The sequence below is a fragment of the Streptomyces dryopteridis genome (assembly GCF_049606955.1).
Taxonomy (GTDB): Bacteria; Actinomycetota; Actinomycetes; order Streptomycetales; family Streptomycetaceae; genus Streptomyces.
On record NZ_CP187114.1, the window covers coordinates 1,236,453 to 1,262,500 of the forward strand.

The 26,048-nt window shown below is 73.5% G+C and carries 28 protein-coding genes (1 of these 28 only partly in view); 16 read left to right on the top strand and 12 right to left on the bottom strand.

The window, feature by feature from the left end:
* Positions 1–118: 118 nt before the first annotated feature.
* Together ACN20G_RS32030 and ACN20G_RS32035 are read left to right on the top strand one after the other, a co-directional pair.
* Complete coding sequence (locus ACN20G_RS32030) at positions 119–1,111, top strand: TauD/TfdA dioxygenase family protein (protein WP_424216749.1); 993 nt, start codon at positions 119–121, stop codon at positions 1,109–1,111.
* A 138-nt stretch (positions 1,112–1,249) separates the two neighbouring features.
* Entirely contained in the window at positions 1,250–2,356 is a 1,107-nt protein-coding gene (locus ACN20G_RS32035; RefSeq protein ID WP_424216750.1) for a glutamate--cysteine ligase, read from the top strand.
* Between the two features lie 10 nt (positions 2,357–2,366).
* On the opposite strand, the gene ACN20G_RS32040 is transcribed toward ACN20G_RS32035, so the two are convergent.
* The 3 genes from ACN20G_RS32040 to ACN20G_RS32050 form a co-directional block, all read right to left on the bottom strand.
* Positions 2,367–4,529, bottom strand: a complete 2,163-nt coding sequence (locus tag ACN20G_RS32040; protein WP_424216751.1) for an MMPL family transporter — start codon at positions 4,527–4,529, stop codon at positions 2,367–2,369.
* Positions 4,530–4,747: 218 nt separating this feature from the next.
* On the bottom strand, positions 4,748–5,230 hold the full coding sequence (locus ACN20G_RS32045) for a MarR family winged helix-turn-helix transcriptional regulator (RefSeq protein WP_424217413.1): 483 nt from the start codon (positions 5,228–5,230) through the stop codon (positions 4,748–4,750).
* A gap of 76 nt (positions 5,231–5,306) precedes the next feature.
* Positions 5,307–6,035 (bottom strand): hypothetical protein, encoded by a 729-nt coding sequence (locus ACN20G_RS32050; RefSeq protein WP_424216752.1) that lies wholly within the window; start codon positions 6,033–6,035, stop codon positions 5,307–5,309.
* Positions 6,036–6,363: 328 nt separating this feature from the next.
* Here ACN20G_RS32050 and ACN20G_RS32055 point away from each other — a divergent pair, with 328 nt between their 5' ends.
* Both ACN20G_RS32055 and ACN20G_RS32060 read left to right on the top strand, forming a co-directional pair.
* Positions 6,364–7,206, top strand: coding sequence for a hypothetical protein (locus ACN20G_RS32055; RefSeq protein WP_424216753.1), 843 nt, complete (start codon positions 6,364–6,366; stop codon positions 7,204–7,206).
* A 414-nt stretch (positions 7,207–7,620) separates the two neighbouring features.
* Entirely contained in the window at positions 7,621–7,836 is a 216-nt protein-coding gene (locus tag ACN20G_RS32060; protein ID WP_424216754.1) for a hypothetical protein, read from the top strand.
* A gap of 46 nt (positions 7,837–7,882) precedes the next feature.
* Here the strand turns inward: ACN20G_RS32060 and ACN20G_RS32065 are convergent, their stop codons facing one another.
* Positions 7,883–8,143: a phosphopantetheine-binding protein gene (locus ACN20G_RS32065; protein ID WP_424216755.1), complete on the bottom strand. Its 261-nt coding sequence runs from the start codon at positions 8,141–8,143 to the stop codon at positions 7,883–7,885.
* A gap of 333 nt (positions 8,144–8,476) precedes the next feature.
* On the opposite strand from ACN20G_RS32065, the gene ACN20G_RS32070 reads away from it, so the two are divergent.
* The 3 genes from ACN20G_RS32070 to ACN20G_RS32080 all read left to right on the top strand — a co-directional run bounded on the left by ACN20G_RS32070 (position 8,477) and on the right by ACN20G_RS32080 (position 9,815).
* Positions 8,477–8,653, top strand: coding sequence for a hypothetical protein (locus ACN20G_RS32070; RefSeq protein WP_424216756.1), 177 nt, complete (start codon positions 8,477–8,479; stop codon positions 8,651–8,653).
* A gap of 140 nt (positions 8,654–8,793) precedes the next feature.
* A complete protein-coding gene (locus ACN20G_RS32075; RefSeq protein WP_424216757.1) occupies positions 8,794–9,159 on the top strand; it encodes a DUF427 domain-containing protein in 366 nt (121 codons plus the stop codon).
* Entirely contained in the window at positions 9,156–9,815 is a 660-nt protein-coding gene (locus tag ACN20G_RS32080) for a class I SAM-dependent methyltransferase (RefSeq protein ID WP_424216758.1), read from the top strand. The genes ACN20G_RS32075 and ACN20G_RS32080 overlap by 4 nt, the downstream gene beginning before the upstream one ends.
* Here ACN20G_RS32080 and ACN20G_RS32085 read toward each other — a convergent pair.
* Positions 9,812–10,441, bottom strand: a complete 630-nt coding sequence (locus ACN20G_RS32085) for a flavodoxin family protein (protein WP_424216759.1) — start codon at positions 10,439–10,441, stop codon at positions 9,812–9,814. The genes ACN20G_RS32080 and ACN20G_RS32085 overlap by 4 nt on opposite strands.
* A gap of 338 nt (positions 10,442–10,779) precedes the next feature.
* Here ACN20G_RS32085 and ACN20G_RS32090 point away from each other — a divergent pair, with 338 nt between their 5' ends.
* Positions 10,780–11,382, top strand: coding sequence for a CatB-related O-acetyltransferase (locus ACN20G_RS32090; RefSeq protein ID WP_424217414.1), 603 nt, complete (start codon positions 10,780–10,782; stop codon positions 11,380–11,382).
* A 51-nt stretch (positions 11,383–11,433) separates the two neighbouring features.
* Complete coding sequence (locus ACN20G_RS32095) at positions 11,434–11,823, top strand: TOBE domain-containing protein (RefSeq protein ID WP_424216760.1); 390 nt, start codon at positions 11,434–11,436, stop codon at positions 11,821–11,823.
* 24 nt (positions 11,824–11,847) lie between these two features.
* On the opposite strand, the gene ACN20G_RS32100 is transcribed toward ACN20G_RS32095, so the two are convergent.
* Together ACN20G_RS32100 and ACN20G_RS32105 are read right to left on the bottom strand one after the other, a co-directional pair.
* Positions 11,848–12,276, bottom strand: coding sequence for an ATP-binding protein (locus ACN20G_RS32100; protein ID WP_424216761.1), 429 nt, complete (start codon positions 12,274–12,276; stop codon positions 11,848–11,850).
* 95 nt (positions 12,277–12,371) lie between these two features.
* Positions 12,372–12,830, bottom strand: coding sequence for an STAS domain-containing protein (locus ACN20G_RS32105; protein WP_424216762.1), 459 nt, complete (start codon positions 12,828–12,830; stop codon positions 12,372–12,374).
* Positions 12,831–13,559: 729 nt separating this feature from the next.
* Here ACN20G_RS32105 and ACN20G_RS32110 point away from each other — a divergent pair.
* From ACN20G_RS32110 to ACN20G_RS32130, 5 genes are all read left to right on the top strand, one after another.
* Positions 13,560–14,759, top strand: coding sequence for a PP2C family protein-serine/threonine phosphatase (locus ACN20G_RS32110; RefSeq protein ID WP_424217415.1), 1,200 nt, complete (start codon positions 13,560–13,562; stop codon positions 14,757–14,759).
* Positions 14,760–16,370: a sensor histidine kinase gene (locus ACN20G_RS32115; RefSeq protein ID WP_424216763.1), complete on the top strand. Its 1,611-nt coding sequence runs from the start codon at positions 14,760–14,762 to the stop codon at positions 16,368–16,370. It abuts the gene before it with no gap.
* 95 nt (positions 16,371–16,465) lie between these two features.
* Positions 16,466–16,909 (top strand): response regulator, encoded by a 444-nt coding sequence (locus ACN20G_RS32120; protein ID WP_424216764.1) that lies wholly within the window; start codon positions 16,466–16,468, stop codon positions 16,907–16,909.
* Between the two features lie 48 nt (positions 16,910–16,957).
* A complete protein-coding gene (locus tag ACN20G_RS32125) occupies positions 16,958–17,722 on the top strand; it encodes an adenosylcobinamide amidohydrolase (RefSeq protein WP_424216765.1) in 765 nt (254 codons plus the stop codon).
* A gap of 759 nt (positions 17,723–18,481) precedes the next feature.
* Positions 18,482–19,786, top strand: a complete 1,305-nt coding sequence (locus ACN20G_RS32130; protein ID WP_424217416.1) for an LCP family protein — start codon at positions 18,482–18,484, stop codon at positions 19,784–19,786.
* Between the two features lie 94 nt (positions 19,787–19,880).
* On the opposite strand, the gene ACN20G_RS32135 is transcribed toward ACN20G_RS32130, so the two are convergent.
* From ACN20G_RS32135 to ACN20G_RS32150, 4 genes are all read right to left on the bottom strand, one after another.
* On the bottom strand, positions 19,881–20,075 hold the full coding sequence (locus tag ACN20G_RS32135) for an antitoxin (protein ID WP_424216766.1): 195 nt from the start codon (positions 20,073–20,075) through the stop codon (positions 19,881–19,883).
* 98 nt (positions 20,076–20,173) lie between these two features.
* Entirely contained in the window at positions 20,174–21,445 is a 1,272-nt protein-coding gene (locus ACN20G_RS32140) for a cytochrome P450 family protein (protein ID WP_424216767.1), read from the bottom strand.
* 252 nt (positions 21,446–21,697) lie between these two features.
* Positions 21,698–22,780 carry an NAD(P)H-dependent glycerol-3-phosphate dehydrogenase gene (locus ACN20G_RS32145; protein ID WP_424216768.1) on the bottom strand — a complete coding sequence of 361 codons (1,083 nt, stop codon included), beginning with the start codon at positions 22,778–22,780 and terminating at the stop codon, positions 21,698–21,700.
* 54 nt (positions 22,781–22,834) lie between these two features.
* The gene (locus ACN20G_RS32150; protein ID WP_424216769.1) at positions 22,835–23,569 is read right to left on the bottom strand and encodes a TetR/AcrR family transcriptional regulator; all 735 of its coding nucleotides are present in this window, start codon (positions 23,567–23,569) and stop codon (positions 22,835–22,837) included.
* A 134-nt stretch (positions 23,570–23,703) separates the two neighbouring features.
* Between ACN20G_RS32150 and ACN20G_RS32155 the strand changes: the two genes are divergently transcribed.
* Complete coding sequence (locus tag ACN20G_RS32155) at positions 23,704–25,161, top strand: DHA2 family efflux MFS transporter permease subunit (protein WP_424216770.1); 1,458 nt, start codon at positions 23,704–23,706, stop codon at positions 25,159–25,161.
* A gap of 12 nt (positions 25,162–25,173) precedes the next feature.
* On the opposite strand, the gene ACN20G_RS32160 is transcribed toward ACN20G_RS32155, so the two are convergent.
* Positions 25,174–25,656 carry a MerR family transcriptional regulator gene (locus tag ACN20G_RS32160; RefSeq protein WP_424216771.1) on the bottom strand — a complete coding sequence of 161 codons (483 nt, stop codon included), beginning with the start codon at positions 25,654–25,656 and terminating at the stop codon, positions 25,174–25,176.
* 109 nt (positions 25,657–25,765) lie between these two features.
* Between ACN20G_RS32160 and ACN20G_RS32165 the strand changes: the two genes are divergently transcribed.
* Positions 25,766–26,048: the start of an oxidoreductase gene (locus ACN20G_RS32165; protein WP_424216772.1), read on the top strand. It continues 545 nt past the right edge of the window; the window shows 283 of its 828 coding nt (coding positions 1–283); it begins with the start codon at positions 25,766–25,768; the stop codon falls past the right edge of the window.

A 26,048-nucleotide genomic window follows, 5' to 3' on the forward strand; every position in this document is an offset into this window, starting at 1 on the left:
CGACGGCACGGGTTCCGGACACTCTCCGCTCCGCCCGCCCACACCCGGTTCCGGCCCCGAACCCGCGGGGTAGGAGCGGCCCGGACCCTCACCCGTCGCCCCCGACCCCGGAGACCGCATGACCACGCACCCCCGCCCCACCCGCACCCCCTCCGGCGAGCCGTGGGAGGACGGCGGCACCGGCCCGCGGATCCTGCCCGCGGCCGGACACATCGGCGCCGACGTGCACGGCGTCGACCTCGCGGCCGACCTCACCGACGCCGAGGTCACCACCCTCCGCGCCGCCCTGCACCGCTGGAAGGTGCTCTTCTTCCGCGACCAGCACCTCGACCACGCCGCCCACATCGCCCTGGCCCGCCGCTTCGGCACCCCCGTCACCCTCGGCCGGCGCGGCAGCGCGTCCCCGCCCGCGCACCCCGAGGTCGAGACCACCGCCGACCGCCTCGAACTCGCCGGCCGGCACGGCATGGGCCACGACGAATGGCTCGAACGCCGCCGCCACACCCTCGCCCGCGGCTGGCACTGCGACCACGGCGCCCGCGTCGACCCACCCGCCGCCACCATCCTGCGCGCCGAGACCGTCCCCCCGTACGGCGGCGACACCACCTGGTCCAACCTCGCCGCCGCCCACGCCGGGCTCTCCGAGCCCCTGCGCGCCTTCGTGGCCGGTCTGCGCGCCGAACACCGGCTCGGGGTCGGCTACCAGCCGCGCGTCGACGGCGACGCCTACCTCCGCAAGCTCCTCGACCACCAGATCGCCACCGAGCACCCCCTGGTGCGCGTCCACCCCGAGACCGGCGAACCCCTGCTGAACGTCAACGGCTACTACGTGGAACGGATCCTCGGCCTGACCCGGATCGAGAGCTCCCACCTGCTGGAACTCCTGATCGCGCAGGCCACCCGCCCCGAGTACACCGTCCGCTTCCGCTGGGAACCGGGCAGCGTCGCCTTCTGGGACAACCGGGCCACCATCCACCTCGCCCCCGGCGACACCGCCCACCTCGACCACCCCCGGGTCATGCACCGCGTCATGATCGCCGGCGAGATCCCGGTCGGTCCCGACGGCACCCCCTCCCGCGCCCTCGTCGGACCCGCCCCCGGCGCGTGGTGAGCCCCGCCCCGATCCCGTCGGATTGACCTCCTCCGTTTCGGGCATACGCGCCGTGCCCGGCCGTGCCCCGCTCGTCGGGAGCGCCCGGGCACGGACGGGCCGGACCGAGCGACCAAGGGGTTGGCGGGAGACATGCGCATGCGCACCGTGGGTGTCGAAGAGGAACTGCTGCTCGTGGACGAGGGCGACGGCAGCCCCCTCGCGGTGGCCGCCCCCGTGGTCCGGGGCCTGCGCCGGGCCCACCCCGCGGACGGGGACGCCCCGGACGGCGACTACGCGCACGAGCTCCACGACGAGCAGGTCGAGTACTCGACCCCGCCCGTCGCCGATCTGGCCCTGCTCCGGGAGGAGATCGTGGCCCGCCGGGCCGAGACCGCCCGGCACGCCGCCGAGTCGAACGCCCGCCTCGTCGCCCTGGCCACCTCCCCCCTCCCCGTCGACGCCTCCCTGCACGCGGGCGAGCGCTACCGGTGGATGGCCGAGCAGTTCGGCCTGACCGCGCAGGAACAGCTCACGTGCGGCTGCCACGTGCACGTGGCGGTCGAGGACGACGACGAGGGCGTCGCCGTCCTCGACCGGATCCGACCCTGGCTGCCCGTGCTCACGGCGCTCAGCGCCAACTCGCCCTTCTGGCAGGGCGTCGACACCGGCTACGCCAGTTACCGCAGCCGGGTCTGGAACCGCCTGCCGACCGCCGGGCCCACCGAGCCCTTCGGCACGGCCGCCGGCTACCACGCGCTGGTCCGGGACATGCTCGCGACGGGGGTGATCCGCGACAAGGGCATGATCTGGTTCGACGCCCGCCTGTCGGCCTCCTACCCCACCGTCGAACTGCGGGTCGCCGACGTGTGCCTGGACCCCGACACCCCCGTGCTGCTCGCCGCCCTGGCCAGGGCCCTGGTGGAGACCGCCGCACGCGAGTGGCGGGCGGGGCTCCCGGTGCCGCCCGTGCCCACCGGCCTGCTGCGGATGGCCGCCTGGCGGGCGGGCCGTTCGGGTCTCGACGGCCCCCTGCTCGACCCGCGCGACCACCGCGAGGCCCCGGCCGCCACGGTGGTGGCGGCCCTGTGCGAGCACGTCGCCGAGGCCCTCGCGGACCACGGCGACGAGGACCGCGTACGGACCGGGCTCGCCCGTCTGCTCGTGGACGGCACCGGGGCCCGGGTGCAACGGGCCGCGCTGCGCGCCGGCGGCGGGCCCGCGGCCATGATCGACGAATGCGCCCGCCGCACCCTGGCCCCGTGACCCGTCCCGCCTACGACGGGCCCGGCCGCCCCGGCCACCACACCCGTTCGTCCAGGTCCCGCACGAGCGCCGGCACGAGCAGGGACCGGACCACCAGGGTGTCGAGCAGCACCCCGAGGGCGACGATGAACGCGATCTGCACCAGGAAGGCCAGCGGGATCACCGCCAATGCCGCGAACGTCGCCGCGAGCACCACCCCCGCCGAGGTGATCACCCCTCCGGTCGCGGTGAGCCCGCGGCGCAGGCCCTCCCGGGTGCCGTGCCGCAGGGTCTCCTCCCGGACCCGTGACATCAGGAAGATGTTGTAGTCCACCCCCAGCGCCACCAGGAACACGAAGCCGTAGAGCGGAACAGAGGCGTCCGTTCCGCTGAAGCCGAAGACGTGGGTGAAGACGAGGGCGGAGACCCCGAGGGTCGCGAAGAAGTTCAGGGCCACGGTGGCCACCAACAACACCGGCAGCAACACCGACCTCAGCAGCCCCACCAGGATCACGAGGATGATGCCGAGCACCACCGGCACGATCAGGTCCCGGTCCGCCTCCGCCGTGCGCTGCGTGTCGAGCTGTCGCGCCGTGGGCCCGCCCACCAGCGCTTGGGCCCCGGGTTCCGCCGCCAGCGCGGCCCGCAACCGGAGCACGTCGGCCTTGGCCGCGTCCCCGTCGGCGGCGTGCGCGAGGGTCACGTCCAAGCGCACCCGGCCGTCCGCGATGCGCGGGGCCCCGCCGCGTCCCCCGGGCCCGTCCCCGGTCACCGTCACCGAGTCCACACCGGACACCCCCTCGACCACCGTCACCAACCGCGCGACCTCGGCGGGGTCGGCGGCGTGCGCGATCACCACGGCGGGGCTGCCGGAGCCGGCCGGGAAGTGCTCGCCCAGCACGCGCTGCGCGGTCACCGAGGGGGCGTCGTTCACGAAGATCTCGTCGAAGGGCACCCCCTTCGCGGACAGCCCGGGCGCGAAGGCCGCGCAGGCCGTCAACACCACGAGGGTGCTCACCCAGACCCGGCGCGGGGCCCGGTCCACGAGGTCGGCGATCCGCCGCCACACGGGATGGGCGTCGGCGCCGGGAACCCGGTCCGCGTCCGTGCTGCCCTCCGCGTCGAGCGGCCGGCGCGGACCGACCCGGGCCGGCCAGTAGGCGACGCGGCCGAGCGGCAGCAGCACCGCCGGCAGGAAGGTCAGGGCGCTGAGCGCGGCGCACGCGATGCCGATCGCCCCCACCGGCCCCAGGGCGCGATTGTTCGTCAGACCACTGAGCAGCAGCGCGACCAGCCCGAGCGCCACCGTCGCGGCGCCGGCCAGGACGGGGCCGGCCGAGCGACGCACGGCGATCCGCAGCGCCTCGACCCGATCGGCGCGCACCCCGAGTTCCTCGCGGAACCGGGTGGTGAGCAGCAGGGCGTAGTCGGTCGCGGCGCCGATCACGAGGATGGACAGGATCCCCTGCACCTGCCCGTCCACCCGCACCACCCCGCGCGCGGCGAGGGCGTAGACGATCGCGCAGGCCAGGGCCAACGCGAACACGGAACCCAGGATGATCAGGAACGGCAGCAGGACGCTGCGGTACACGAGCAGCAGGATCACCAGCACGGCCGCGAGGGCCACGCCGAGCAGCAGGCCGTCGATCCCGGTGAACGCCGTGCTCAGGTCGGCCTGCGCGGCGGCCGGTCCGGCGAGCACGAGGACGGTGCCGGGCACGGCGCCGGCGCTCTCGCGCAGCGCGTCGAGGGTCGGCCGGAGGGCGGGGCCGAGATCGGGTCGGAGCGGGACGACGGCGCGCAGGGCCCGGCCGTCCTCCGAGGGCAGGGCGGGGGAGGGGCGTCCGGCGAGCCGCTGCGCCGTGGTGGGGGCGAGGGCCCCGAGGACCCGGTCGGCTTCGGCGCGGACGGACGGCGCGAGCCGTTCACCGGACCCGCGGGCCGTCCAGACCAGGATGACGGGCAGGGTCTCGCTCTGCCCGAAGGCGGCCTCCTGCCGCAGGACGCGCGTGGACTCCGCGTCGCGGGGGAGGAAGGCGGCCTGGTCGTTGACGGAGACCTCGCCGAGCCGGCCCGCGTAGGGGCCGAGCAGCCCGCCCACCCCCATCCACAGGGCGATCAGGACGAACGCGAGGAGGGTCCACGGGCGGGCGGAGCGGGTGCGGGGCGGCGGAGAGGAGAGCGGCGGGGACATCGGAGTTCGGCTCCCGTGCTGGCAGGCGGGTGTACGGACGGTGTGGGCGCGAGTCCTCGACGATTCGACGAGTTGTCTCGACACATTCATTATCTCGATGCATCAAGATGAATCGGGGCAGGGACACCACGACCACACACCCCCTTCGCCCGCTCCCCGCGCACCGGATGCACCCCACCGCGCACGTGATCCCGAGCCCGGGCCGGCGGAGACCGGCCTCAACCGCCCGCGGAGTCGGGCCGCGAGGCCATCTCCTCGTTCAACGCGTCCAGGAATCGCGCCACGACGAGCAGTTCTTCCTCCGAGAACCGCTCCCGTGCCCGCTCCGCCGCGTCGGCGAGTGGCGCGAAGAACGCGCGGGTGGCCGGCCGGGAGGACTCCGCGTAGTGCACGCGCACCACCCGCCGATCCGTCTCGTCCCGCGCCCGCACGACGTGACCGCCCCGCTCCAACCGGTCCAGGCACGCGGTCACCGCCCCCGAGCTCAACCCCAGGTGCCGACCGAGGATGCCCGGCGTCAGCGGTTCGGGCGCGTCGAGCACGAGCGCCAGCGCGGTCACGTCGGTGGGGCCCAGCCCGCCGTCGGCCGCGAAGGCGTGCACGAGGCGGTTGATCTCCCCGTTGAGCCGCCGCAACCGCACGGCCATCGCCCGCGCCCCGCCGTCCCCCGCCTCCCCGGGCCGGTCCGCGGGGTTCGTCAGGGCCTCGCCCGGTGTGCCGTTCACAAGGGCAGCCTAGGCGGTGTCCCGCCGTTCGGGCGGCCGCCGGGCAGCGGGGTCAGGAGACCGCGTACCACTGGCTGGCCCACCCGGTGTTGATCGTCTCCGTCGACTGCTCATTCAGGTCGATCCGGGCGGGCAGGGTCCGCTGCCCCGTCAGCACGGTGCTGTACCGCAGGTTCGGCGGGGTCAGACCCGCGTTGACCGAGATGCCGGCGCCCGTGGCCTTGAGGGTGAACACGTTGGTCTTCCAGGACCCGTTCAACAACAGGGCGACGAAGTACGTGCCGGCGGGCGCGGTGAACCGCTCGGTGAGCGCGAAGGGCTTGGCGATCGCGTCCGTCATCAGCGCGGGGGAGATGTCGGCGGTGCTCGCCCGCAGGGTCCCGGAGGCGTCGTAGACCCCGAGCCGGCAGTCCGCGAGCGAGGCCGAGGGGTCGACGCCCGCCAGCCCCATCCAGATGTTCGACCAGACGGTCGGCTCCCGCAGCACGATCCGCACGAGCGTGACCCGCCCGCCCACCCCGGCCGAGGACTGCGCCGTGACGTGCCCCGCGTCGGCCGGGTCCCCGGTCCACGCCAGCAGGTTCTGGTCCTGCGGGCGCGGACCGTCCTCGGGGCGGGGCCGGTCGGGCGCGGGAGGCGCCGCCGGGCTCCCCGAGGGCGTCACCGCGGCCGTGGACCCGGCCGCCGGGACCGGCTTCCCGGTGGAGCCGCAGCCCGACGCCAACAGGACCGCGGCGGCGGCGAGCGCGAGGGCGGTGCGATGGACTCGTTCGACGCGCAATGGTTCCCCCCGATGACACGAATGGCAGGGGGACATGGTCACACGTGCGACGGACGGCGCCCCCGCTCGGGCCGCACTCCACCGCCCGCGACCCCTGACGAACCTTCAGTGCCGGCTCGGGGCAACGGCGTTGTGCGCGGGGCCGGAAGGACGCTTCCACTGCGCCGTCAAGGTGATCACGCGCGAGGACAGGTGGGGAACCCCGCGTCCCCCGGGCAGTCAGCTCCCGCACCCTTTCTCCACCTGTCCGCCCCCGCGCACGCGCCCCGCCCACCCACACGTCCGGGTCGGGGCGCGTGCGCACCCAGCCCGGGGAGTGCCCTTGTTCGTGTCGACCGTTCCGCCCGCGTTCGCCGCCCGCCCCCTTCCGCACGGCCGTCGCGGCCCTCGGCCCGCCCTGCTCGGCATCCTGCTGACGGGCTCCGCCCTGGGGGCCCTGTTGCTGCCCCCGCCGGCCTCGGCGGTCGCCGCCGGCTCGGGGATGCCCAGCCATCAATGCGTGGTGAACGGGAGGCTCGCACCCCCCGGGGCCGCGGTGAACGGCACCCCGAAGAACGACCGCATCGAGTGCGAGAACGACGTGGAGAACGTCACGATCTACGGCGGCGGCGGGGACGACTACATCCGTGTCAAGGGCCTCGTCATCGACTCCCAGGTCCTGGGCGGCGACGGCAAGGACACCATCCAGACCAGCCACCTCTTCCCGCGCGCCGGCTACAGCACCGTCCGCGGCAACGCGGGCGACGACACGATCATCGTTGCCACGGTCCGGGGCACCACCGAACACGGCGCGACGGTCTACGGGGACATGGGCAACGACAAGATCACGGTCGGCAGCGTGCACGGCTCGCCCGGCGAGTACGAACGTGGCGGCGGCCAGGTCTTCGGCAACGACGGGGCCGACGTGATCACGGCCGGTGTCATCGACTTCGGCGGCCGCGTCCTGGGCGGCAGCGAGAACGACGTCATCGAGGCCAAGGGCCTCGGCGTCGAGACCGGCGGCACGATCCAGGGCGGGCCGGGCAAGGACACGATCCGCGGCATCGGCAAGACCGTCCTCCTCGCCGGCCCGGGATGGGGCGTCGTGGACGGTGGTCTCGACGTCGACAACTGCGTCGTCCGCCACGCCAACCCCGCGCGGGCCCGCAGCACCATCGCCTCCTGCCCGTGATCCCCGTGAGAACCCAGGAGGGATTCCGCCGCCGGTCCGGTCGTGTGTCACGACCGGACCGGCGGCGGGGTGGCGCTCAGGACCCGACACCGGCCCCCGAGCGATGACGACCACGCCGCTGCTCGGGACGTCGCGCCATGGACACCAACACCAGGGCCAAGGCCATCGGGGCGATCAACAGAGCCATCGTTGCCATGAGAGTGACCTCTCCTCGCTGACGGTACTGCTGTCCGTCTCACCCGCCCCGCCGCTCCCAAACCGATTCGGGACCGGAGCACGGGGAGCGCACGGAGTGAACCCGCGCCCGACCGGGCGCACACCCCGAACGGATACGCCCGATTCCCCGTTCTCATCGGGGGCAGGCGCGCCCCAGGAACCGCAGTCCATCCCGTGCCCCCCGCCGAAGGACGCCCCGTGATCCTCGTCGTGTTGCTGCTGCCACCGCTCCTGCTCTGCGCACTGCTCGCGCTCGGCCGGTACGAGGAATGGATCTTCGGCGCGCCCACACCCGCCGAAGCCCGTCCGCTGGTCTCGGTCGCGACGCCCCCGGACATGGCGGATTCCGGAGGCCGGCCCGAACTCCGGGCCGTACCGGACTCCGTCCTCCCGCAGCACCGACAGGCGGCCTGAGAAAGACGACCCGGACCCCGGAGCCGGATCGGCCCCGGGTCCCGGCTCAGGCGGCGGTGCCCGCCCGCCGCACCCCCGCGTCCAGGGTCCGCACCGTGGTCAGCCGACCCAGGTCCACCCCGTCACGCACCTCGTACCCCGCGGCCTTCAACTCCGCGAGGACCGTGATCACCGCGGCGTCGTCCAAGCCCAAGTCCTCACCCAACTCGGTGTCCCCCACGATGCTCTCGGGGTCCCGACCGGCGCGCGCCGCCACGCACCGCACCACCGTCGGATCCAGGGCCCGATCCTGCGTGCTCGCATCCACAGCCTGTCTCCCTCGCTCTTCGTCCTGCTCTTCGTCCCGCTCCCGAACCCGATCGGGTCCCGGCAAGAACCCGTTGCCCCACCGGGACCTCCGCCATGCACGGCCGCGGCCCCGGACCCGACCGCGCCGCCCGCGAACCACCCCGGGACCCCGTCAACGCACGGCCCCCGCCCCCGTGTTCCCCATCCGAGCACGAACCTCGCGAAATTCTTGCAACCCGCTCGAACCGGAGCAGAAACCCCATCGAATGTCACTCAAGGTGTTTGAAACCTCGCGGATCGGTAACACGATGTAGGGAAAGACTGTCGGCAATCGATGGAAAGGGCGGAACACATGTCAGTGGGAATCGTGGTCGTCCTCGGCGCTGTGGTAGCGCTCGTCCTCGCCCTGCTCTGCGCCCCCGCCGTACACGATCGCGGGGTCGACACGGCCGAACGCGCCCGCAGGCGTCGGGCACTCGACGTCGTCCCCAACCCCCGGCGGGGTCACCACCGGCACGCCACGGACTGACCCACCGGCCCCGGCCGAACGGGTGAACGCGCCGCTCCCCACCCACGCACGACGGGTGGGGAGCGGCGCGTCCGCGGCCCGGCCGTCTGTTCGCGGGGCCGGACGGGAACAGGGCACGGCCCCGGGACGCTGAACGGGACATGACCTCGACACCGCACCCCGAGCCCCGCCCGACGAACGCGTCCGGCGGGCACCGCATCACCATCGAGCCCGGCACCGAACACGTCCGGGTCGTGCGCGACGGCGTCCTCCTCGCGGAGAGCCGTCGGCCCCTGATCCTGCGCGAGACCGGATGTCCGGTCCGCCACTACCTCCCCGCCGAGGACGTCCGCACGGATCTGCTCACCCCTTCCGACACCGCGACCCACTGTCCCTTCAAGGGGGACGCCTCCTATTGGTCCCGCCCCGGTGCGCCCGACCTCGTCTGGTCCTACGCTGACCCGAAGCCCGAAGTTGCCCCCATCGCGGGCCACTTCTGCTTCTACGACACGGAGGTGGTCCGTTGACGGACGGACGTGGTCACGGGGAGGGACCCAGGACCCGAACGGCGGCCGAGGTCTTCGACGCGGTCGGCGCCCGGTACGAGGAGGCGTTCGCCGACGTGCCCGGCCAACTCGCCGCGCTGGACTGGATCATCGCCGAACTGCCCCGGGGCGCCCGGGTCCTGGACGTGGGCAGCGGTACCGGCAGGCCCGCCGCGCACCTGCTGGACCGGGCCGGGCTGGAGGTGACGGGCATCGACGTGTCGCCCGAGATGGTCCGATTGGCGCGCGCCCGGGTGCCCGCGGCCCACTTCGAGCAGGTCGACGTCCGTGAGCACCGCGCCCCGGAAGGGGGCTACGACGCGGTGTGCTCCTTCTTCCCGTTGCTCGTCATGGACCAGCCGGAGATCCGGGACGTGTTGACCCGGATGGCCGGCTGGCTCGTCCCCGGCGGGCTGCTGGCCCTGGCCACGGTGCCCGGGGACATCCGGGGCCTGGAGATCGATTGGATGGGGCATCCCGTCACGGTCAGCAGTCTGTCGGCCGAGCAGCACGTGACGGCCTTGGAGGCGGCCGGTCTGGAGGTGGTGGGCCTGGACACGGCGGTCTTCCGGCCGCACGGACCGGACGCCGTGCCCGAGGAGCACCTGTACCTGCGCGCCCGCAGGCCGGGGCGCTAGCGTCCCGCGCCCGCCGGGACCGGTCGCGGCTCGTGCCCGGCCGCTTCCGGTTCCCGCAGGGGGAAGCGGGCCAAGGGGGCGTCCTTGGCGAAGAAGTCCTCGGCGCGGGCCAGGGCCCGGGTGTCGTCGAGCACCTGGCCGGGCCGCGAGCCGTTGCCGAACAGGACGCCCCCGAACCGCATGCCCATGTAGGCGGCGGAGTTGTTGAGGCTGCCGACCAGCGGGTCCGCGACCTCCTCCGAGTCGGCGGACATCACGGTCACGCCCCACAGGGTCCGGCCCGCCAACTGCTTCTTGAAGGTGGAGTCGGGGGCGGTGAGCCAGCCCGACCAGTAGTCGAGGTAGCGCTTGACGGAGGCGGACAACGAGTACCAGTAAAGGGGCGAGACGATCACGATGTCGGTGGCCGCCGTCGTGGCCTCGTGCAGCAGGGTCTCGTTGGCGGAGGCCCGCCAGTCCCCGCTCTCGTGCCGGTCGTCCTGGAAGTCGGGCAGTGGCAGCTCGGCGAGGTCGATCCAGCGCTGGGACACGTCGTCCGGCAGGTGGGCGGCGGCCGCGCGGGCCAAGGCCAGGGAATTGCCGTCGGGACGGGAACTGCCGAGCAGGAACAGGAAGGAACGCGTCATGGTGGTGCTCCGGTCGGATTCGCGCGGAGGGTCGGGGCGGTCGCTGCCGGCCGTCCCGGCTCCGTGAAACGATCAGGACTCCCCTGCCAACTGCCGTACCCGCGCCCCTATTCCGTGGCGCCGAACCGGCGTCGGGTGCGAGTGTGTTCGGGCGGGCGAGTGCCGGAAGGGCGTTGCCCCCTCGTCGCGGAGGGTCGACGCTCAGGCCCGTGCGATCACCCGTTCGAGGGATTGTCGTTACTCTCCGTGACATCGATCATGGCTTCATCGACTCATGGAGCACAGGAGGAACCGTGTCCGACCTGCCCGACCCCACCACCCTGCACCCGTTTCGCGGCATGGAGCGCACGGTGCTGCTGAAGCCACTGCTCACCTCGCCGCTGATCGAGGTCGGCGAGTTCACCTACTACGACTCCCCGGACCGGGCCACCGAGTTCGAGACCCGCAACGTGCTGTACCACTACGGTCCCGATCGACTGGTCCTGGGCCGGTTCTGCGCGATCGCCGACGGCACCCGTTTCATCATGGGCTCGGCAAACCACCGGATGGACGGCCCCTCCACGTTCCCCTTCCACCTGATGGGCGGCTCCTGGGAGCGTCACATCGACCTGGTCACCGACCTGCCCCGGCGCGGGGACACGGTGGTCGGCAACGACGTCTGGTTCGGGAACGGGGCCACGATCATGCCGGGCGTCCGCATCGGGCACGGCGCGATCATCGCGGCGGGCGCCGTGGTGACGCGGGACGTGCCCGACTACACGATCGTCGGCGGCAATCCCGCGCGACCGATCCGGCGGCGCTTCGACGAGGACACCGTGGCCCGGCTGCTCGCTGTCGCCTGGTGGGACTGGCCGCTCGAACACATCGGCGCGAACATCCCGGCCATCATGTCCGGCACAGTGGAGGACCTGGAGGCGGCGGCCCGACGCATACCGCAGTGACCGTGCGGGCGGGGCGCGGAGCTCCGGGCGCGCGGGCGTAGCCTGGGGGCCATGAAGTCGTACACGATCGGAGAAGCGGCCCGACTCCTGGGCGTCAGCGTGGACACGGCACGCCGCTGGGCCGACGGCGAGCGCTTCCCCGTGCATCGTGAGGGGGGCAAGAGGTTCGTGAACGGGGCCGACCTCGCGGCGTTCTGCGTCCGGGTCGCCCAGGAGGGCGTCGACGACGAGGCCCCGTACACCTCGGCGCGCAACGCGTTCCCCGGCATCGTCACCGGGGTGCGGTTGGGGACGATCGACGCGCAGGTGGAGATCCAGGCCGGCCCGCACCGCGTGGTCTCCCTCCTGACCCGGGAGGCCGTGGAGGAACTGGGCCTCGAAGTCGGCATGGAGGCCATCGCCCGCGTCAAGTCCACGAGCGTGTTCATCGACCTGACCTGACCGGACCCGAGGTGCTCTGTGCGGTCAGCCCGAGGTGAGGGGCAGGACCACCGTGAGGATCTTGCCCCCGCCGTCGGGGGTCTCCGTCACCGTCAGTTCCTCGCTGAGCGTGGCCACGATGGGCAGCCCGTACCCGCCCACTCGTCCCGGGCTGAACTCGGCCCTCGGCACGGGCAGCGGGGCGGGGGACCGGTCACCGACCGAGATGGCCAGGATCGACCCGTAGGCCACCACGTCGAAGACCGAGAGCCCGCCGCCGTGCCGGATCGCGTTGCTCACCAGTTCCGACACCACCAGCAGGGCGTCGGCCACCGGTGCCGGGGGATCGTCCTCGGGGAACGGGCCGAGCCTGCGCGCGACCTCCGCCCGCAGCCGGGCCCGCGCCTGCGCGGCGTTCTCCGGAAGGGGCGCCCCGGAAGATCCCGGAGCGCTCCGACCTGGGTGCGTGGCCACGGCCGTGATCCTTTCTACGAAGACGACAGATCCCTGCGACGCGGGGGAGGCGCTCGTGTCCCACGTTGTCCCCGAGTCACCCGACACAGTGCGCCTCACCCGGATCGGGGAGTCGAAACGTGCCCGTTCGTCCCGACCCCGAGGAGCGAGACCACCGCCGAGGCGACCGACGGTGCCACGGACAGCCCCGTTCCGGCCCCGGTCACCTCGAACAACCGGGCCACCTGGAGACGCAGCGGCCCGGCCGGGAGGACCCTGCGCAGGGTCCCACCCGCACGGCGGGCCTCCGCGAGGACGTGAAGGGCGGCCGAGTCCGCGAACACGAGCCCCGACAAGTCCATCACCACTCCCCGAACCCCTTCCACCTCGTCATGGTCCGCTCCCGACCCCGGCTCGGTGCGCCGCAGGGCCCGCCGAACGGCCGGCAACCCGTCGCGATCCAGCTCGCCCGTCACCCGCACCACCCACACCGTTCCCGTGTCCGGGCGGGTCTCACCCTCCCGGTCCCCGTACCGCCACACCCGTGCCCGGACCCCGGCCCGTGTCGTGCCCATCCCGTCCGCTCGCCCCCTGGTCTCGTGTCCTGCCGCTCTCGGTCGTCGGCCGCGAGCCGGGCCCGAACCACTCGTCGATCAGTGCCCGCCCGCGTCACCTGCCCACTCTTCGGCGTTCCGCACGTCCGAGGTTGCCCCGAAACCGCACGCCCCCCGAACGAGTGACGGCCGGGCCGGGCCCCGAGACCCGAGGGAAATTCACCCCGGCACCGCGCATGATCCCGACCGACAGGGGCAGGCGGGTGCGGACATTCCCCCGACCACGGCCCGAAGGGCCACGCACCGAGATCCGCAGGAGGAGCACGTGCCCGAGACGCCGCCGCCCACCCGGCAGCCGGGCGGGCCACGTCCCGGAGCGCCCCTCGGTGCGCGGGTCGCCGCACTGTGAGCCGACGCGTTCGAACGCAGTATCGTTGCGGGCCTGCCGCTCAGCGGAGCAGGCCGACTTGGGGAGGGGTCTCGGTGGATGCCGCGGCGGACACACGCGTGAACGAGAACACGGCGCCGGACGACCCAGACCCCGCGTCCGACCCCGGCCCCGGGAGCAGCGGGGCGACCCGCGTGCCCGGGCCGCACCGCGCACCGTCGCGAGCGGGGACCCCGCACCGACCCGCCGGTGAGGCCGTCGCGGCCGGATCCGGACCCGTGGTCGCGGTCACCTCCGACCCGCCCACCGTCGGCCCCGCCTCCGACGCCGGTACCGGCACGCCCGCCGGGACCGGCGACACCGTGCGCGTCGTCACCGCGCAGACCGGCCCGGTCGGGGAGATCACCCGGGTCTGCCTGCTGCTCGTCGAGGACGACGCCGGCGACGCCCTCCTCTTCGAGGAGGTCCTCGCCGACAGCGGCCTCGACGCCGTCCTCACCTGGTGCCGCAGCCTCGCCGAGGCCGAGGCGGCCCTCGCCGTCCCCACGGACCACCCGCTGTGCGTCCTGCTCGACCTCGGCCTCCCCGACGCGAACGGGCTGGGGGCCCTGCGCCGCATCCTCGACCTGGCCCCGGACGCCGCCGTCGTCGTCCTCACCGGCCTCGCCGAGAACCGCGCCGGGGTCGCCGCCGTCGCCGAGGGCGCCGAGGACTACCTCTCCAAGGACCAACTCGACGCCGAGAGACTCGACCGCGCCGTCCGCTACGCCCTCCAGCGCAAGCAGGTCCAACGCGCCAACGCGGCCCTCGCCGCCGGACGCGCCAGGGCCCGCGAGAACGCCCGCCTCGAACGCAGCCTGCTGCCCACCCCGCTCCTGCGCGACGACTCCTTCTCGGTCGTCGCCCGCTACGAACCCGGCCGACCCCAGGGCATCGTCGGCGGCGACTTCCACGACGTGGTCCAGACCCCCGACGGCGCCGTGCACGCCGTCGTCGGCGACGTGTCCGGACACGGCCCCGTCGAAGCCGCCCTCGGTGTCTGCCTGCGGGTCGCCTGGCGCGCCGCCGTCCTCAGCGGACGCTCCGGACCCGACCAGATGAGCCTGCTGGAGGAGATGCTGGTGGCCGAACGCGGCCGCGAACACCTCTATGCCACCCTCGTCTCCCTCGTCTTCGAACCCGACCGCCGCACCGTCCGCATCACCCGGGCCGGGCACCCCGGCCTCCTCCTGCGCGCCGACGGCGAGGTCGTCTGGCACGAACCCCCCGGCGGCCTGGCCCTGGGCATCCTGCCGGGCGAGGGCGGACGCGTCGAGAGCATCCTCACCCTGCCGTCCGGCGCCTCCCTCCTCGCCTTCACCGACGGCCTCTACGAGGGCCGCACCGGCACCGACACCCGACTCGGCGAGGAAGGGCTGCTCGCCGTGGCCCGCCGGCACGCCCACCTGAACCCCGAGGCATTCGTCAGCACCCTCGTCTCCGAGGTCGCGGCCGGCGCCGCACCCTTCGGCGGACTCACCGACGACATCGCCGTCCTGCACATGAGCTGGGAGAACCCGTAGATGACCGCGCCGCCCGAGCCGCGTCCGCCCCGCCCCCGGCGGTGGCCCGCCCTCACCACCCAAGGACGGCTCTACCTGGTCCTCGGGGCCCTGCTGCTCGTCGTCGCGGGCTCCGTCCTGGTCGGCTCCCGGGTCGTGGCCCGCGCCCAGGACCGCACCGACCAGCTCGTCGACCACATCCAGCCCGCCCGCTCCGCCGCCTATCAACTCCACAAGGCCCTCCTCGACCAGGAGACCTCCGTCCGCGGCTACGTCCTCACCGGCAAGGGCGAGTTCCTCACCCCCTACGACGAGGGCCTGCGCCAGGCCGCGGACCGGTCCGAAACCGTCCGGCGACTCATCGCCGACCACCCCGACCTCGTCACCGACGTCAACGACATCGAGCGCGCCGGCGAGGCGTGGCGGACCCGCTACGCCCGCCCCCTCGTCGACACCGTCCGCACCACCGGACCCAGCGCCGTGGACGCGGACCGGCTGGAGGCCGCGAAACGCGCCTTCGACGGACTGCGGACCCTGTTCGACCGACAGGAGAAGCACCTCAACGAGGCCCGCGACGAGGCCCGCGAGCAGCTGACCCAGGCCCAGGACCAGCGCGACCTGGCACTCGGCGCGGTGGTCGCCGCGGTCTGCCTGACCGGCCTCGTCGTCGTGCTGATGGTGCGCCGCCTGGTGGGCGTCCCCCTGGCCCGCCTGCACGCCGCCGCCGACCGGGTGCGCGGCGGGGCCTTCGCCGAACGCATACCCGCCGAGGGCCCGGCCGACCTGCGGGCGGTGGGCACGGCCGTCGAGGAGATGCGTCGCCGCGTCGTCAGCGAACTCGACGCCGCCCGCGACCGCGAGGCCCTGCTCGCCCGCCAGGCCGCCGAACTCGACGAACAGGCCGTGGAACTGCGCCGATCCAACGCCGAACTCGAACAGTTCGCCTACGTCGCCTCCCACGACCTCCAGGAGCCCCTGCGCAAGGTCGCCTCCTTCTGCCAACTCCTGGAGAAGCGCTACGGGGACCAGCTCGACGCCCGAGGCAAGCAGTACATCGACTTCGCGGTCGACGGCTCCAAGCGCATGCAGGTCCTCATCAACGACCTCCTGACCTTCTCCCGCGTCGGCCGGCTCGACCAGGCCCGCGCCGACACCCCCCTCGACGCCCCTCTCGACCGTGCTCTGCGCAACCTCTCCGGAGCCCTCCAGGAATCCGGCGCCGAACTCGTCCGCCCCACCGAACTCCCCACCCTGAACTGCGACCCGAGCCTGATGGCCATGCTCTGGCAGAACCTGATCGGCAACGCCGTCAAGTTCCGGCGCCCCGACGTGCCCTGCCGCATCGAGATCACGTGCGAGCGGGTCGACGACCACTGGGACTTCGCCGTCACCGACAACGGCATCGGCGTCGAAGAGGAGTTCGCCGAGAAGGTCTTCGTCATCTTCCAGCGACTGCACGGACGCGAGGAGTACGAGGGCACCGGCATCGGTCTCGCGCTCTGCCGCAAGATCGTCGAGTACCACGGTGGGCAGATCCGACTGGTACCCGCCCCCGACGGGGCCCAGGGCACCTCGATACGCTTCACCCTCCCGGCCGGCGAGGACACCGAACCCGACCGGCCCACCGGCTGATCCGGGCTGCGGCCGGGGCACCACGCCCCGCCACCGGGCCCGTCCGCCGGCCGCACCCGCCCGCCCGCCCCGAAACCGAAAGGCCGGTCCCCACCGTGTCCGACCCCCTCCACCCCATCGAGGTCCTGCTCGTCGAGGACGACCCCGGCGACGAACTGATGACCCGCGAAGCGTTCGAGGACAACAAGATCCAGAACACCCTGCACGTCGTCCGCGACGGCCAAGAGGCCCTGGACTTCCTGTTCCGACGCGGCCCCTACACCGAAGCCCCGCGCCCCGACCTGATCCTCCTCGACCTCAACCTCCCCAAGTACGACGGCCGCTACGTACTGGAGAAGATCAAGCAGGACGACGAGCTCGCCCCGATCCCCGTCGTCGTCCTCACCACCTCCTCCGCCGAGGAGGACATCCTGCGCAGCTACAAGCTCCACGCGAACGCCTACGTCACCAAGCCGGTCGACCTCGACCAGTTCATCGCGGCCGTCCGACAGATCGACGAGTTCTTCGTCAGCGTCGTCCGCCTCCCGCGCCGCGGCTGACCCACCCCACGCGCCCGGGAGCGCGGGGACCGCGGGTTAGGGTGCGGGGTGCGCCCGACACCCGCCCCCACCGGCCCGTTCCCCACCCCGACCCGCGCCGAGGGCGCCCCGGACCGGCCGCCGGCCCACGGGCTGTTGCGCCACCGCGTCGAGGACGGCGTGTCCCTGCCCTACCTGCTGTGGGCGCCCGGCCCGGGGTGGCGGATGATCTCCTCCGGACCCCACGGCGGCGGACTCGGCGAACGACACTGGTTCCTCAACGCCCAGGTCCCCTCCGGCTACTCCCGCACGGACCCCGAGGCCCACCTCGCCGAGATCGCGGCCCACGCCGGCCTCACCGGCCCAGGAGCCGGCCTGATGACCGCCGCCGAGGTCGCCGCACACGGCCGGCACACGGACGAGGGGGTCACGGCCGTGGTCACCGCCGGCGTCGGCGTGCACGGATGGGCCGCCGCCCCCACCCCGCCGGAGCCGCCCGAGCACCCCGTCGGAACCGTCAACATCCTCGTGGTCCTCCCCGTTCCCCTCGCACCCGCCGCCTTCGTGGGCGCCGTCGTCACCGCCACCGAGGCCAAGACCCAGGCCCTCCTCGACGTGGGAGTTCCCGGCAGCGGCACCCCCACGGACGCGGTGTGCGTGGCCGCCCCCGCCGCCGGGTGCGCGGGCGGGCCCGCAACGGAGCCGTTCGCCGGGCCCCGCTCCCGGTGGGGCGCGCGCCTGGCACGTGCCGTGTACGCCGCCACCCGCGAGGCGTGTCGGCGCGACCCGTGGGTCCGCGACACCGCGCCCGACCGGGCCCGGCCCGGGGCCTGACCCCCTCCGAGGAGCCCCCACGCGGTCGGGGAGCCCCCCGGACTCGCCCGAACGGGTGTCCCATCCCGCGAGCGCGCCCCCGCCCCGATCCGGTGCCGTGACCACCGTCCGCGAACCGCCGCCGACACCCTCGCGTCCCGCGCGCGTCCCGCGCCCACCCGCGCGTGACGTGCGGCGCGGGCCCCGACACCGGCCCCTGACCCACCCGCCGAGAGCCCCCGTACGGGCGCGCACGGGCCCCGCCGTCGGCCCGCGCCGGAACGCCCGCCTCCGCCGCGTGCGCCACCGGGCGCCCGCGGACGGGCGTGTCGCGCCGGCCGTCGACTCGTTGAGGATTCGGTCCGACGCCTCGCCGCCCGCGAGGTGTTCGGGGATCGTCATCAGGGCCCGCGAGGGCGTGGGGGGTACTGCTGTGAAGGACTCGACGGACACCTCGGGACGGTACGTGAGCACCACGTCATGAATGTTTCCCTCCGCAACCGGGGGCCCGGCAGGGACCGGGACGGCGCGCGCGGCCGGGCCGCCGACACCACGTCCGGCTCCGGCGCCTTCGGCGGCGTCACGGGGCCCCCGCCCAACGGCCGCACCGGCAGCGCCACCGGCACCACGCCCGTTCCGACGACCCCGGGACCGCGGATCGCGCCGGACGGCCCCCCCGCCCGCCCCGGCGGTCGCCCCGGAGGCAGGCCGCGCACGCGGCCGGGCCCCGGTGGCGGTTCGCCCGCGGGGCGGGGTCGGCTGACCAAGCGGGGCAAGGTGATGATCTGGTCGGCCGGGGTCCTGGCCGCGCTGGTGCTGGCCGCCGGGGGCGCCGGAGGCTGGTTGTACCAGCGGCTCGACGAGAACATCACGGGCGAGGAGATCGGGGACCAACTCGGCGGTGACCGCCCGGTCAACCTGAGCCCCGGGGCGAAGAACATCCTGCTGGTGGGGTCCGACACGCGCGAGGGCGCCAACGCGTCGTACGGCAAGGACCTGACGACGATGCAGTCCGACACGCTGATGATCCTGCACATCGCAGCGGACCGGAAGTGGGCCGCCGTGGTCTCGCTGCCCCGGGACTCGTGGGTGGAGATGCCGGAGTGCGACCGGGGCGACGGGACCAAGTCGACCCCCCACCACTTCAAGATCAACTCCGCGTACGCGATCGGCGGAAGCACGGGCGACGCCGGAGCGGCCGCGGCCTGCACCATCCGCACCATCGAGTACAACACCGGCCTGCGCCTGGACCACTTCGTCACCCTCGACTTCCAGGGCTTCAAGGGCATGGTGGACGCCCTCGGCGGCATCGAGGTCTGCCCGCCGCACCCCATCCACGACGTCAAGGCCCGCCTCGACCTGGGGGCCGGCTGCCAGACCGTCAAGGGTGAACAGGCGCTGGGCTACGTGCGCACGCGCTACAGCGTCGGCGACGGGTCCGACATCGGCCGGATCGGCCGGCAGCAGGAATTCATGGGAGCCCTCGCGGCGCGCGCCAAGGAGCGGCTGACGAGCCCCGGCGACGTGTACGGATTCATGAGCGCGGCCACCAAGTCCGTCACCACGGACAGCGCGCTGGCCGGCCTCGGCCCTCTCTACGGCCTGGCCAAGGAGCTCCAGGACATCCCCAAGGAGAAGCTGTACTTCGTCACCGTGCCGAACTACCCGCGCGAGGCCGACGTGCCCTCCGACAAGGCGAACATCTCCTGGCAGTACCCGCAGACCAGGACCCTGTTCCGGTCACTGGCCTCCGACCACGAGGTCACGCGGGACAGCCTGGCCGCCGGGCCCGTGTCCACGGCCGGCTCCATCCAGGTGCGCGTCCTGAACGGGACGACCACCCCCGGGCGCGCTGCGGCCGTCGCGACGCAGTTGCGCTCCGCCGGGTACGTGGTCGTCTCCACCGGCAACGCGGGCGGGCCGGTCGAGCGGACCGCGATCACCCACCCGCCGGGAATGGAGGAGAAGGCGGCCGCGTTCGCGTCCCGATTGCGGACCACGGCCGCGCCGGTCTCCTCGGCGCAGGCCGCGCCCCGGGTGGTCACCCTCACGGTGGGGGCCGACTTCGCGGGTCTGTGGGGCTGAGCGCGCGGGGCACCCGAGACGCGCGGGACACGTGAGGCGGGGCACGGCTCGGGCCGTGCCCCGCCTCACGTGTGAAATGGGAGCGAAGGGGGTGTCAGCTGTCCTTGCCGAGCCCGCTGACGAATCCCTGGGCCTTCTCGACACCGGTGTCGATGTGGTCGCTGTACTTGCCCTCGGTCCTGCCGTCGATGAACTCGCCCGCCTTCTCCAGGCCCTGATTGATGGCGTCGCCGTGTCGACCGGCCAGCTCGCCGGCCTTCTCGGCGAGGTCCCTGAGGTTGTCGAACATGGGGTTCTCCTGCGATTGGACGAGGTGGTGGGGGCACCCGATCGATGCCCTCGAACCCGATAATTCTACAGACTTGTAGAAGTTGGGCGGGCTCGTATTCAGCCCAAACGGACCGGCAGTTCCCGGTGACCGTTGACGATGAACGACGGCAGCCGCCGCAGTTCCGCCGGCTTCACCGCCAGGCTCATCCCCGGATACCGCTCGAACAACGCGGGCAGCGCGATCCGCGCCTCCAACCGCGCCAGGGGCGCGCCCAGGCAGTAGTGGGCGCCGAAACCGAACGAGAGGTGCTGCCGGTCGCTCCGATCGAGGTCGAACAGGGACGGGTCCGGGTTCGTGCCCGGGTCCCGCCCGTGGGCGCCGAACCCGATCAGGATCGGATCGCCCGCCCTGATCGTGACACCCTCCCCGAGGTCGATGTCGGCGAGCGCGAAACGCATCGGCACGTGGACCGCCGGCGGGTGCTTGCGCAGCGTCTCCTCGATCACCACGTCCCACAGCCGAGGATCGGCCCGCACCGAGGCCAGGAGTTCGGGCCGGGCGAGCAGTTCGGCGACCGCGTGCTCCAACAGGGACACGGTGGTCTCGGAACCCGCGCCGATCATCAGGAACAGCGTGCTGATCAACTCCCCTTCGTCCAGCCGGTCCCCGCCCTCGGCCTGCGCGGCCAACAGCACGCTGGTCATGTCCTCGCCCGGAGCCTCCCGTTTCGCGGCGATCAGGGCGCGCGTCTCGGCGTACATCGTCTCCCGGTGCCGTCCGACCTCCTCGGCCGGCGCCGTGGAGTCCAGGAGTCCGTCGATCGCGCGCACCATCACGGGACTGCGCTCCTGCGACATCCCGAACAACTCGCAGATGACGCGGGTGGGCACCGGCGCGCAGAACGCGGCCCGCAGATCGACCACCCCGTCGGCGTCCGCCGCCCGCCGGGGCGCGTCGAGCGTGGCGCGGACCACCGCCTCGACGCCCGGTCGCATGGCCGTGATGCGACGGGGGGTGAAGGCGTGATCCACCAGCGCGCGCAGCCGCTGGTGGTCGAGACCGTCGTTCGTGAGCATCGAGTCCGGGTCCACCCACAGGGCCAGCCACGGTATGGAGAACAGCCGGTAGCCGGGCCAGTGCGCCCGACCGTTCTTCGACACCTCCGGGTGCGTGGTCAGCCGGCGCACGACGTCGCCGCGCGTCACCGACCAGGCGACGATCCCGTCGGGCAGGTTCACGGGGACGGCCGGTGCCGCGTCGCGCAGCCGGTCGAGGTCGGAGTACAGGGCGGACCCGGTGAGGTCGAGGGCGAAGGCGACCTCGGCGGGCGCCGCCGCGCGAGGACCGTCGGGAGCGGAGCCGGGGGCGGGGAGCGGAGAACCGGACACGGGTGACCTCCTGGGCAGTGGGCCGGCGGAGTGGAGGCGAGCGCCGGCGGCGGCGCACCGGAGGGCACGACACGCTTCCCGGTGCTTCGCCACTGGTCGGGCCGCCGGCGACGATAGTGCCCGCGGACCACCCCGTCAGGAGGGACCACGTCCTCCGTTTGCGAGGGTCGAACACGCACGTTCGGGCAGGTCGCAACGGGTGTGCCAGAGGAGGACGGAAGCGTCGCCCGCGGCATGCGGGGCCCGTGGGGCTCAGTGCCCTGACGGTCGCGACGCGTGCGACGGGCCGGTGGGGGTCGGGGTCGGCCCGGACACCTCAGGGACGTGTTCGGGCCCGGGTGCGCGGCGCGTCAGCGAGTCCAGGGCCGCCCGGGGCGTCAACCTTCCGGCCAGCACCGCCCCGACCGCCTCGGCGATCGGCAACTCGACCCCGCGCGCCCGGGCCAGGGCGAGCACCGCGCGGGTGGTGGCCACGCCCTCGGCGACGCCGCCGCCCGCGGCGACGGCCTCCCCCGGGGTCATGCCCCGGCCGAGACGCTCCCCGAAGGCCCGGTTGCGGGACAGCGGCGACGCGCACGTGGCGAGCAGGTCCCCCGCGCCGGCGAGCCCCGCGAAGGTCTCCGGCCGCGCGCCGAGCGCGACACCGAGCCGGGTGGTCTCGGCGAGACCACGCGTGATGAGCGCCGCCCGCGCGCCGTCCCCCGGAGCGAGCGCGGAGGCCGGCCCCACCGCCAGGGCGACGACGTTCTTGACCGCGCCCCCCACCTCGCAACCCACCACGTCCGTCGCGGTGTACGGCCGGAACGCGGGCGTGCGCACGAGCGCGGCGCACTCCCGGGCCACCGCCTCGTCCGCGCACGCCACCACGCAGGTGGTCGGCCGTCGGGCCGCCACCTCACGCGCGAGGTTCGGCCCGCTGAGCACCGCGATCCGGTCCTCGCCCAGGCCCGTGGTCTCGGCGATCACCTGGCTCATGCGCAGCCCGCTGCCCGTCTCCACGCCCTTCATCGCGCTCACGACGACGGTCCCCGGGCCGAGGAGCGGAGCCCAGCGCACCAGGTTCTCGCGCAGGTGCTGGGCGGAGACGGACAGGATCAGGAACTCGGCGTCCCGCAGGGCCTCGGCGGGATCCGCGCACGCGGTCACTCCCTCGGGGAGCCGGATCCCCGGGAGGGCCCGGGGGTTGGTCCGGTCCTCGGCGAGGGCCCGGACGACCTCGGGGCGCCGCGCGTGCAGGACCACGCGGTGTCCGGCGTCCGCGCACACCAGGCCGAGGGCGGTGCCCCAGGCCCCGGCGGACAGGACGGCCACGCGACGGGGTGCGGTCTTCGTCATGGCCTGCCAACGACGGGCGCGGCCGGAGGGCACCGGGGCACGGGACGGAGCTGGTCAGGCGGGATCGCGCGGACCGTAGGCCCGCAGGAACGCGGCCACCCCCAAGCCGATGAGGTGCTCGGTCTCCTCGACGGGCAGCGGCCGGATCCCGTGGTGGGAGATCTGGGTGGTCCGCAGGGAGACCAGGGCCAGGAAATGGGCGGCGGCGGTGTCGGCGTCGCCGTGCACGTCGAGCAGGCCCGCGTCGGCGAGATCTTCCAGGGCGTCGGCCAAGGCACCTTCGACGGCGCTGGGGCCGGCGGTCGTCCACGCGTCGAGGACCTCGTCGGGCACGAGGGCGGCCTCCGCTTGCAGGTGCCGCACGAGGGCGAAATGCTCGGGGTGGTCGACCATCATCGCGACGAAGGCGCGGCCCGTCGCGCGCAGCGCCTCCTCCAGGTCCTCCGGGGCCGGGGGGTCGGCCGGGTGCAGGGCGCTCTCGACGCGGGCGAGCTGCCCCTTCGTCACCTCGTGGGAGGTCCAGGTCACCACCGTGCGGAACAACTCCGCCTTCCCGCCCGGGAAGTGGTTGTAGAGGGTGCGCGTGGAGATCCCGGCCTCGGCCGCCAGGACGTCCACGGACGCGCGGGAGTAGCCGTCCCGCCCGAACACGGCACACGCGGAACGCACCATCGCGATGCGCTTCTCCACCATGCGCGGAGTGAGCTCGCGCAGGGCCTGCTCCAGCCAGGTCTCCTCCTCCTGGGAAGGCCGTCGACGGGCTCGGGCCGGATCGCGGGATACGGGCACGGCAACTCCTCGGGAAAAAATTACAACGACCGTTGTGGAAGTGCAACGACCGTTGTACTTTACTGAAAGGGGCGGCACGGGAGGCCGGCGCCCCCCGCTCCACACAACCCATCACCCACAGGGGGGAACCTGTCATGCCCGTACGCACCACACACCCCGACACCCGGACCGATCCCATCCCCGACCGGGCCGGCGAACCCGGCCGAAGCACGGGCACCCCGATCAACCGCCTGCTCGGCGTCCTCATCATCGGTTCGATGATGGCCGTCCTCGACACCACCATCGTCAACGTCGCCCTGCGCAGCCTCTCCGAGGCATTCGCCGCACCGCTGGCCACCATCCAGTGGGCCACCACCGCCTACACCCTGGCCCTCGCGGCCGTCATCCCCACCGCTGCCTGGGCCATGGCCCGGATCGGAGCCAAGCGCACCTACCTCACGGCCCTCGCCCTGTTCACCCTCGGCTCCGTACTCGCCGCACTGGCCTGGAGCGCACCCTCCCTCATCGCCTTCCGCGCCCTCCAGGGCCTCGGCGGCGGCCTCCTGATGCCGGTGGGCATGGCGATGGTGATGCGCACGGCCGAACCCGCCCGACTCGGCCGCGCCATGGCCATGCTCGGCGTACCCATCCTCATCGGACCCGTCGCGGGTCCCGCCCTCGGCGGCTGGCTCCTCGACACCGCCTCCTGGCGCTGGATCTTCCTCGTCAACCTGCCCATCGGCATCGCGGCCCTCGCCCTCGCCGGCAAACTCCTGCGCACCGACGCTCCCACCGCGAACAGCGACACCACATCCGGCCGCCCCACCCCCGCCAAGCTCGACGTGCCCGGACTGTTGACCCTCTCGCCCGGCCTGGCCCTGCTGCTGTTCGGCCTCGCGCACGGAGCGGAACTCGGGGAGATCACCCTGCTCGGCAGCGGTGCGCCCACCCTCGCCGGTCTCCTGCTGATCGGACTCTTCGTCCGCCGCGCCCTGACCACCGCCGCGCCCCTGCTGGACCTGGGTCTGCTGCGCGACCGCACCTTCGCCGCCGCGATCGGGACGCTGGCCCTCTTCACGTTCGGCTACTTCGGCTCGATGCTGCTCGCCCCGGTCTACTGGCAGCAGACCCGCGGCCTCGGCAGCACGGCCGCCGGACTCCTCGTGGCCCCGGTGGGACTCGTGGTGGGCACCGCCATGCAGATCGCCTCACGCCGGGTCGACAAGCTGTCCCCGCGCCGGTTGATAGCCACCGGCATCGCGATCGCGGCCCTCGGCATGGCCCTGACCGGCCTCGCCACCGGGGTGAAGGACGCACCGGCCTGGTGGGTGGTGGCAGCCTCGATGACCATGGGCGTGGGGGCGGGCATGGTGATGATGCCGACCATGACCACCGCGAGCCGAGAACTCGCCCGGGCCCGTGCCGGCGCCGCGAGCACGGCCCTGGCCATCAACTCCCAGATCGGCGCCTCCGTGGGCACCGCCCTCGTCTCCGTCCTGCTCGGCAACCTCGGCACCGGCCCGCAGGGCTTCCGCACCGTCTATCTGGTGACGGCGGGCGTCCTGGCCCTCGCCCTCCTCCCGGCCCTCCGCCTCCCGCGCACGAGCCGGTGAAAGCCGAGACGATCACGTGCCCGTCGGCGCCTGCCGCTCCCGACAGGCGCCGGACCCGGATTCGGTCTCGGTGGGGGACCCGGCGGTGGTGGGGTGGGAGCGGGAGGGGTTCCACAAGCGATCGGCGTCCCCGCGTGCGAGGTGCTCCTCGTAGATCCTGACCTTGTACCGCATCACGTCCAGGGCCTCCTGGAGCTCCCGCATCCGCGACTCGACGTGCCCCTCATGTCGACGCAGCAGAGCCAGGCGGTCGGGCTCGTTGCCCGGTCCCTCACGGACCAGGTCGATGTACTCCCGGATCGTCGCGAGGGACATGCCGGAGGAGCGCAGCTTCGTGCAGATCGCCAGCCACTCCAGGTCTTCCTCGTGATAGATCCGACGGCCGTTGGAGAGACGGCGGACGGGATTGGCGAACAGCCCCTCCCGCTCGTAGAACCGCAGTGCGTGAACGCTGAGCCCACTGCGCCGCGACACCTCGCCGATGCTCAGGTCCATGGGCCCCCCATCACACAACCCCGTCACACAGGTGCTTGATCTCGACCCGACTCTAGGTTCTAGCGTCGAGCCCGTCGGCCATGGGGGCCTGCGAAGGAAGGTGGAGAAGATGGCTGTTTGGTTCGTCACCGGCGCCTCGCGCGGTCTCGGCGCGCAGATCACGCGGGAAGCACTCGCGCGAGGACACCGTGTGGTCGCGACGGCCCGGGACGCGGCGACTGTGCTCAACGCCCACCCGGAGGGCCCGGAGGCTCTGCTGGCCGTGAGCGCGGACGTCACCGACCCACAGCAGATGACGGACGCGGTGGAGAAGGGACTGGCCGCTTTCGGTCGGATCGACATCGTGGTCAACAACGCCGGGTACGGCCTGGTGGGCGCGATCGAGGAGACCT

What these genes read in the sequence shown, in the direction of transcription:
- ACN20G_RS32030 (WP_424216749.1), top strand. Translation starts at nt 119, where the DNA reads ATGACCACGCACCCCCGCCCCACCCGCACCCCCTCCGGCGAGCCGTGG.
- ACN20G_RS32035 (WP_424216750.1), top strand. Translation starts at nt 1,250, where the DNA reads ATGCGCACCGTGGGTGTCGAAGAGGAACTGCTGCTCGTGGACGAGGGC.
- ACN20G_RS32040 (WP_424216751.1), bottom strand. Translation starts at nt 4,529, where the DNA reads ATGTCCCCGCCGCTCTCCTCTCCGCCGCCCCGCACCCGCTCCGCCCGC.
- ACN20G_RS32070 (WP_424216756.1), top strand. Translation starts at nt 8,477, where the DNA reads ATGTCAGTGGGAATCGTGGTCGTCCTCGGCGCTGTGGTAGCGCTCGTC.
- ACN20G_RS32075 (WP_424216757.1), top strand. Translation starts at nt 8,794, where the DNA reads ATGACCTCGACACCGCACCCCGAGCCCCGCCCGACGAACGCGTCCGGC.
- ACN20G_RS32085 (WP_424216759.1), bottom strand. Translation starts at nt 10,441, where the DNA reads ATGACGCGTTCCTTCCTGTTCCTGCTCGGCAGTTCCCGTCCCGACGGC.
- ACN20G_RS32090 (WP_424217414.1), top strand. Translation starts at nt 10,780, where the DNA reads ATGGAGCGCACGGTGCTGCTGAAGCCACTGCTCACCTCGCCGCTGATC.
- ACN20G_RS32095 (WP_424216760.1), top strand. Translation starts at nt 11,434, where the DNA reads ATGAAGTCGTACACGATCGGAGAAGCGGCCCGACTCCTGGGCGTCAGC.
- ACN20G_RS32105 (WP_424216762.1), bottom strand. Translation starts at nt 12,830, where the DNA reads ATGGGCACGACACGGGCCGGGGTCCGGGCACGGGTGTGGCGGTACGGG.
- ACN20G_RS32115 (WP_424216763.1), top strand. Translation starts at nt 14,760, where the DNA reads ATGACCGCGCCGCCCGAGCCGCGTCCGCCCCGCCCCCGGCGGTGGCCC.
- ACN20G_RS32130 (WP_424217416.1), top strand. Translation starts at nt 18,482, where the DNA reads ATGATCTGGTCGGCCGGGGTCCTGGCCGCGCTGGTGCTGGCCGCCGGG.
- ACN20G_RS32135 (WP_424216766.1), bottom strand. Translation starts at nt 20,075, where the DNA reads ATGTTCGACAACCTCAGGGACCTCGCCGAGAAGGCCGGCGAGCTGGCC.
- ACN20G_RS32145 (WP_424216768.1), bottom strand. Translation starts at nt 22,780, where the DNA reads ATGACGAAGACCGCACCCCGTCGCGTGGCCGTCCTGTCCGCCGGGGCC.
- ACN20G_RS32155 (WP_424216770.1), top strand. Translation starts at nt 23,704, where the DNA reads ATGCCCGTACGCACCACACACCCCGACACCCGGACCGATCCCATCCCC.
- ACN20G_RS32160 (WP_424216771.1), bottom strand. Translation starts at nt 25,656, where the DNA reads ATGGACCTGAGCATCGGCGAGGTGTCGCGGCGCAGTGGGCTCAGCGTT.